Origin of the sequence: Comamonas sp. (genome assembly GCF_036666375.1) — a bacterium.
Taxonomy (GTDB): domain Bacteria; phylum Pseudomonadota; class Gammaproteobacteria; order Burkholderiales; family Burkholderiaceae_C; genus Comamonas.
Genome location: NZ_JAVWWA010000215.1, coordinates 1 through 2,368 on the forward strand (window position 1 = coordinate 1; position 2,368 = coordinate 2,368).

Below are 2,368 nucleotides of genomic sequence, written 5' to 3' on the forward strand. Positions count from 1 at the left end.
CCTAGGGTTCGGTATCAGAACCGTATTCCGGTGGGCGTTTCAAAATTCTAGAAGCCAAATCACGCATCTGAATCGAATCTTTTCCCCTACGAAGCAATACGTAGAGCCGGATATGAATTCTTATCTGGCTGGCACGCATCCTGCATAAAGAGGCGTTGTCCATTGTTCAATATCATGAAGTTCTAATCGAAACGCACCAGATAGGTTCCAGTGCTCCCCAAAATGGTGAAATTGCCCATTCCCAGAATCTCCATGCGAATCCGGCTGATCGTGCTGACGGCGGCCATCACATTGCTGGTGCTCGCGGCGCTGGCCGTGATGGTCCAGCGCCAGACGCTCAAGCTCGCGGGTCAGGAGCGCGAACTGGTCAAGGAGATCTATGCCCAGAGCAAGGAAGTCGAGCTGCGCCACTATGTGAGCCTGGCGCAGGCGGCGCTGGGGCGTCTGGCGGTGGAAGATGGCGATGTGGCCGCGCAGCAGCGCCAGGCGCTGTCGATGCTGTCCCAGATGCAGTTTGGCAAGGACGGCTATTTCTTTGTCTATGACCGCCATGGGAATATGCTGCTCGAGCCTTCGCAAATGGGATTGCAAGGCGTGGATTTCTGCGAGCCCGATAATCCATCCGGGTTTTTACAGGCCAGTATGATTATGACGTCGGCCCGGCAGGGCGGAGGGTTGGTTCGCTATGACTGGATGAAGCCGTCATCGCAATCGAATACCCAGAAAATGTCTTTTGTCACGCCTTTGGCGCACTGGGGTTGGGTGATTGGCGCGGGTCTTTATATGGATGATATTGAAGCGGCGCTGAATATAATCGACAACCATGCGCGGCAGAATATAGAAGAAACCCGCCGCAATTTCTATGGCATTGCCGCGGCGGCCGTGCTCGCCATAGGCCTGGCCGGACTGGCGTTCAATCTCCGCGGCCAGCGCGTGGCGAGCGGCAAGCTCCAGCGCCTGGCCCAGCGCGTGGTGCGCTCGCAGGAGGATGAACGCGTGCGCGTGGCGCGCGAACTGCACGACGGCGTGGTGCAGGTGATGGTGTCTTCCAAATTCCTGCTCGAGACCGCGCAGGCAAGCCTGCCTTGCGCGCTGCCCGACACCGGCAGGCGGGGGGCGAGCCTCCTTCTGGACCAGGGCCTGCAGCGGCTCAACGATGCGCTGGCCGAAATCCGGCGCGTCTCGCATGGCTTGCGTCCGGCGCTGCTCGACGACCTGGGGCTGGCCGCGGCGCTGGCGCTGCTGGTAGAGCAGGTCCGGGCGCATTGCACCTATCGCGTCGACTTCGTGCAGCAGGGCCAGGTCCGCGACCTGCCCACGGCCCATGCGACGGCCTTGTTCCGCGTCGCGCAGGAGGCGTTCAACAATATCCAGGCCCATGCGCACCCCACGGCGGTGCAGGTGGAGCTGTGCTTTGGCGCGCGCACGGTGTGCCTGCGCATCATAGACGACGGCCTGGGGTTCGACCTGCAGCGCGTGCAGGCCGACGCGCGCGGCGGCATAGGTCTGCGCAACATGCGCGAGCGCATGGAAAGCCTGCAAGGCCGGTTCGAGATGCAGTCGGGCCGTGACGGTACCCGGCTGGTGGTCACGCTGCCGCTGCCGGTCGCGGCGGGCGCCGCATGACGCGCAGCGTGCGCGTGCTGCTGGTCGACGACCATCCATTGGTGCGCGACGGCATACGCATGCGCCTGGGAATCACCGACCATATCGTTGTCGTCGGCGAGGCGGGCGGCGTGGAGGAGGCGGCTGAACTGGCGCAGGCGCTGGCGCCCGATGTGGTGGTCACCGACATCCGCATGCCGGGCGCGAGCGGCATCGAACTCGTGGCCCGGTTCGCCCAGACTTTTCCCGATCTGCGCATCGTCGTGCTGTCGATGCACCGTGACCCCGAATATGTGCGCCGGGCGCTCGATCTGGGCGCGCTGGCTTATGTGCTCAAGGACGCGGCCGCCCAGCAGCTGCTCGATGCGATCGATGCGGTGATGCGGGGCTGCACCTATCTGAGTCCCGGGCTGCAGGAGTTGCTCGGAGACAGCGGTCCGCTCGAGCGCTCCAGTCGCGCGCTCACGCCCAAGGAGGCGCAGGTGCTGCATTTGCTGGCGCAGGGGCGTTCGAGCCGGGAAATTGCCCAGGCGCTCGGGGCCTCGGTGCGCACCATAGAGACGCACCGCCTGCATCTGCGGCGCAAGCTGCGCGTGGACGGCCAGGCGGCGCTGGTGAAATACGCGGTCGACTATGCGGACCTGACGCTCTGAGTGAGCGGTGTGGCAAAGAAAAAAGGCTTGCAACGTAAACGCTGCAAGCCTTTTATTTGGCTCCTCAACCTGGGCTCGAACCAGGGACCTACGGATTAACAGTCCGGCGC

2 protein-coding genes are annotated in these 2,368 nt (G+C 63.3%); both read left to right on the plus strand.

Annotation, left to right across the window (positions count from 1 at the left end; translation table 11 throughout):
* Positions 1–252 precede the first annotated feature (252 nt).
* Positions 253–1,626, plus strand: coding sequence for a cache domain-containing protein (locus RR928_RS24710; protein WP_332684727.1), 1,374 nt, complete (start codon positions 253–255; stop codon positions 1,624–1,626).
* Positions 1,623–2,258, plus strand: coding sequence for a response regulator transcription factor (locus RR928_RS24715; protein ID WP_332684729.1), 636 nt, complete (start codon positions 1,623–1,625; stop codon positions 2,256–2,258). Before RR928_RS24710 ends, RR928_RS24715 begins: the two co-directional genes overlap by 4 nt.
* Positions 2,259–2,368: the final 110 nt, after the last annotated feature.